General features: G+C 71.1%; 1 protein-coding gene. It reads left to right on the forward strand.

The features are described 5' to 3' along the window. The coding region (locus tag ACWD01_RS37225; RefSeq protein ID WP_451168393.1) for a type I polyketide synthase at positions 1–4541 on the forward strand (4541 nt) is incomplete at both ends.

The following is a 4541-nucleotide window of genomic DNA, read 5'->3' on the forward strand; positions in this document are numbered from 1 at the left end:
GCGGGCGTGCTGGACGACGGGGTGGTGGAGGCGCTGACCTCCGAGCGGCTGTCGGCGGTCCTGCGGCCCAAGGTGGACGCCGCCTGGAACCTGCACGAGGCCACCCGCGACTCCGACCTGGCCGCGTTCGTCCTGTTCTCCTCCGTCTCCGGACTCTTCGGCGGACCCGGCCAGGCCAACTACGCCGCCGGCAACGCCTTCCTCGACGCCTTCGCCGCCCACCGCCGAGCCGCCGGCCTGCCCGCCACATCGCTCGCCTGGGGCCCGTGGACCCCGGACGGCGGCATGACCGGCGCCCTGTCCGAAGCCGACATCCAGCGCATCGCCCGGACCGGCATGCCCGAACTGACCCCGGCGGAGGGCGCCGCCCTCTTCGACGCCTCCCTGCGCGCGGACGCGCCGCTGATCGCCCCGGTACGGTTCGACTTCGCGGCCCTGAGGGGGCAGGACGAAGTACCCGCCCTGCTGAGCGGACTGGTCAGGCCCCGCCCCCGCAACCGGCGCTCTGCCGCCTCCCTGGCCGCCGACGTCCCCGCGACGACGGGCCTGCGGCACACGCTCTCCGCCCTCACGGCCGACGAGCGACGTGAGACGCTCCTCGACCTCGTACGCAGGCACGTCGCGCAAGCCCTCGGCCACGCCGACGCCACCGTCGTCGCACCGGGCCGAGCCTTCCAGGACCTGGGCTTCGACTCCCTGATGGCGGTCGAACTCCGCAACCGGCTGGGCACGGCCGCAGGACTGCGACTGCCGGCGACCCTCGTCTTCGACTACCCGACGGCCGACGCACTGGTGGGCTTCCTCCTCGACGAGCTCCTGGGCGGCGACACGGCCGCCGCGCCACTGCTGCCGCCCCGGCCCGTGGCCGCGGAGGACGACCCCGTCGTGATCGTGGGGATGGCGTGCCGGTACCCGGGTGGGGTGACGTCGCCGGAGGATCTGTGGCGCCTGGTTGATGGCGGTGTGGACGCCGTTGGTGACTTCCCCGCGGACCGTGGCTGGGACGTGGAGAGCGAGTCGTTCGAGCGGGCCGGCGGATTCCTTTACGACGCTCCGGAGTTCGATCCCGACTTCTTCGGGATGAGTCCGCGCGAGGCACTGGCGACGGACGCACAGCAGCGGTTGCTGCTGGAGACCACATGGGAGGCGGTGGAGAGGGCCGGAATCGATCCGGAGTCGCTGCGCGGGTCGCAGACCGGCGTCTTCGCCGGTGTGATGTACACCGACTACCGGAGCCTGCTCGAAAGCCCGCAGTTCGACGGCTTCCGAGGCAACGGCAGCGCACCCAGCATCGCTTCCGGCCGCGTCTCCTACACCTTCGGCTTCGAAGGCCCGGCGGTGACGGTGGACACGGCGTGTTCGTCGTCACTGGTGGCCCTGCACTGGGCGGCGCAGGCGTTGCGTTCTGGTGACTGTTCCCTGGCGGTGGCCGGCGGTGTGACGGTCATGTCGACCCCGACGACGTTCCTCGAGTTCGCGCGGCAGGGAGGTCTGGCCTCTGACGGCCGGTGCAGGTCGTTCTCGGACTCGGCCGATGGCGTCGGGTGGGGCGAGGGTGTGGGGATGGTGGTGTTGGAGCGGCTGTCGGATGCGGTGCGTAAGGGGCATCGTGTGTGGGCGGTGGTGCGTGGTTCGGCGGTGAATCAGGATGGTGCGTCGAACGGTTTGACGGCGCCGAATGGTCCGTCGCAGCAGCGGGTGATCCGGCAGGCGTTGGCCAGCGGGGGGTTGTCCACGGCTGATGTGGACGTGGTGGAGGGGCACGGTACGGGGACGACGCTGGGTGATCCGATCGAGGCGCAGGCGTTGCTTGCGACGTATGGGCAGGACCGTGAACTCCCGTTGTTGCTGGGTTCGGTGAAGTCGAACATCGGGCATGCGCAGGCGGCTGCGGGTGTCGCGGGTGTGATCAAGATGGTGATGGCGATGGAGCGGGGGGTTGTGCCTCGGACGTTGCACGTGGACGCCTCGTCGTCGCATGTGGACTGGTCTGCGGGCGCGGTGGAGCTGGTGACGGAGGGGACGTCCTGGCCGGAGTCGGGTCGTGTCCGGCGGGCGGGTGTGTCGTCGTTCGGGATCAGCGGTACGAACGCGCATGTGGTGTTGGAGCAGTTCGAGTCGGCTGATGTGGTGCCGGTCGCTGAGGTTGTTCCGGGGGTGGTGCCGTGGCTGGTGTCCGGGAAGACGGCGGAGGCCCTGCACGACCAGGTTGCGCGGCTGCGTTCGTACGTAGAGGAGGCGGGACTGCGGCCACTGGATGTGGGTCTGTCCACGGTGAACCGGTCCGTCTTCGCCCACCGGGCCGTGGTGCTGAACGGCGAGCAGGTTGTGGAGGGACAGGCACGCGCGGGTAAGACGGCGTTCTTGTTCTCAGGTCAGGGCTCGCAGCGGCTCGGCATGGGCCGGGAGCTGTATGCCCGTTTCCCCGTGTTCGCAGCGGCCTTCGACGCCGTGTGCGCCGAGCTGGACGTTCCGGTGCGGGACGTGGTCTGGGGTGACGACGCTGATGCGTTGAACCAGACGATGTTCGCCCAGGCGGCGCTGTTCGCGGTCGAGGTGGCGTTGTTCCGGCTGGTCGAGTCGTGGGGTGTCAAGCCCGACTTCCTGGCCGGTCACTCCATCGGCGAGGTGGCCGCCGCCCATGTGGCAGGCGTGCTCTCCCTCGCGGACGCATGTGCCCTCGTGGCGGCACGTGGCCGGCTCATGCAGGCGCTCCCCGAAGGCGGCGCGATGCTCGCAGTGCAGGCCACCGAGGACGAAGTCCTCCCGCTCCTCGGCGAGTCGGTGTCGATCGCTGCGGTGAATGGCCCCTCGGCGGTCGTCGTCTCGGGTGCGGAGGACGCGGTCGACGCGATCCGCGCCCACTTCGAAGCACTGGACCGCAAGACGACCCGCCTGCGCGTCTCGCACGCCTTCCACTCCCCGCTGATGGACCCGATGCTGGACGACTTCCGCACCATCGTGTCCGGCCTCACGTTCTCCACGCCCACCATCCCCCTCGCGGCGGACGACGACACAGTCTGTGACCCGGAGTACTGGGTGCGGCATGTCCGCGACGCGGTCCGCTTCTCCGACGACGTGCTGTCCCTGCACGGACAAGGCGTGACGCGGTTCCTCGAGCTCGGCCCCGACGGCGTGCTGTCCGCCATGGCCGCCGAGTCCCTGCCCGAAGGCAGCGACGCCGCCCTCATACCCGTACTGCGCAAGAACCGCGAAGAGGAATTGTCTGCTCTCCAGGCCGCGGCCCGGCTCTACGTGGACGGCGTCGTGGTCAACTGGGGGGCGTTCTTCGCCGGCACCGGTGCCCGCGTTGTCGAGCTGCCCGCCTACGCCTTCCAGCACCGCCGCTACTGGCCCCCGGCCGACAGCTTCGCGCGCGGCGGCGACGTACGGATGGCCGGGCTGGAATCGGCCGAACACCCCTTGCTCGGCGCGGCCGTTGAGCTGGCGGACGCGGACACGTTCCTTCTGACCGGGCGGCTCTCGGTGCAGTCGCACCTGTGGCTGGCGGACCACACGGTCATGGGCACGGTGCTGGTTCCGGGTACGGCCCTGATCGAGCTGGTCGTGCGCGCCGGTGACGAGGCCGGCTGTCCGGCCGTGGAGGAACTGACGATCGCCGCACCGCTCGCACTGCCCGCTGAGGGCGGCATACGCGTACAAGTGACGGTCGGCGCGCTGGACGAGTCCGGCCGCCGTACGGTGACGGTGCACTCGCGCCCTGACAGCGCGGACGAGGCCCTCTGGACCCAGCACGCCACCGGCCTGCTCGCGGCCGGCACCCCGCCGCTCGCCCCGTTCGATGCGGCGGTCTGGCCGCCCACGGGCGCCCACGCCCTGGACGTGTCCGACGTGTACGAGCGGTTCGCCGAGGGCGGGTTCGAGTACGGGCCGGTGTTCCAGGGGCTGCGCGCGGCCTGGCGCCTCGGCGACGAGATCTACGCCGAGGCGGCGCTGCCCGAGGACACGGATCTGACCGGATTCGGCCTGCATCCCGCCCTGTTCGACGCCGGTCTCCACGCGGCCGTGCTGCTCGGTGACGGCGAACGCGGTGTGCCCTTCTCCTGGTCGGGCGTGTCGCTGCACGCACCGGGTACGTCAGCGCTCCTCCGGGTCCGGATGTCACGTACCCCCGACGGAGCGTTGTCCGTGGCGCTGGCGGACCCGCTGGGCCAGCCGGTCGCTTCCGTGTCGGCGCTCACGGTACGTCCGGTCTCGGCCGAGCAGCAGCACGACGGGCTGTTCGGGGTGGACTGGGTGCCGGTCGGGGTGCCGGAACCGGTGGAGCTGTCGCCGGACGTGGTGGTCCACCGGCTGGCCATCGAGAACGAAGACGACGTAGCGGGCTCGGTGCACGCCCTGTCGGCGCGGGCGCTGTCCCTGGTGCAGGAGCTGCCCGAGACGTCACGGCTGGTGCTGGTGACCCGCGGCGCGATGTCCGGCGAGGACCTGGCGGCTGCCGCCGCATGGGGTCTGGTGCGGTCGGCGCAGTCGGAGCAGCCGGGCCGGTTTGTGCTGGTGGACGTGGAGGGTGAGGAGCC

The organism is Streptomyces sp. NPDC002835 (assembly GCF_053591995.1).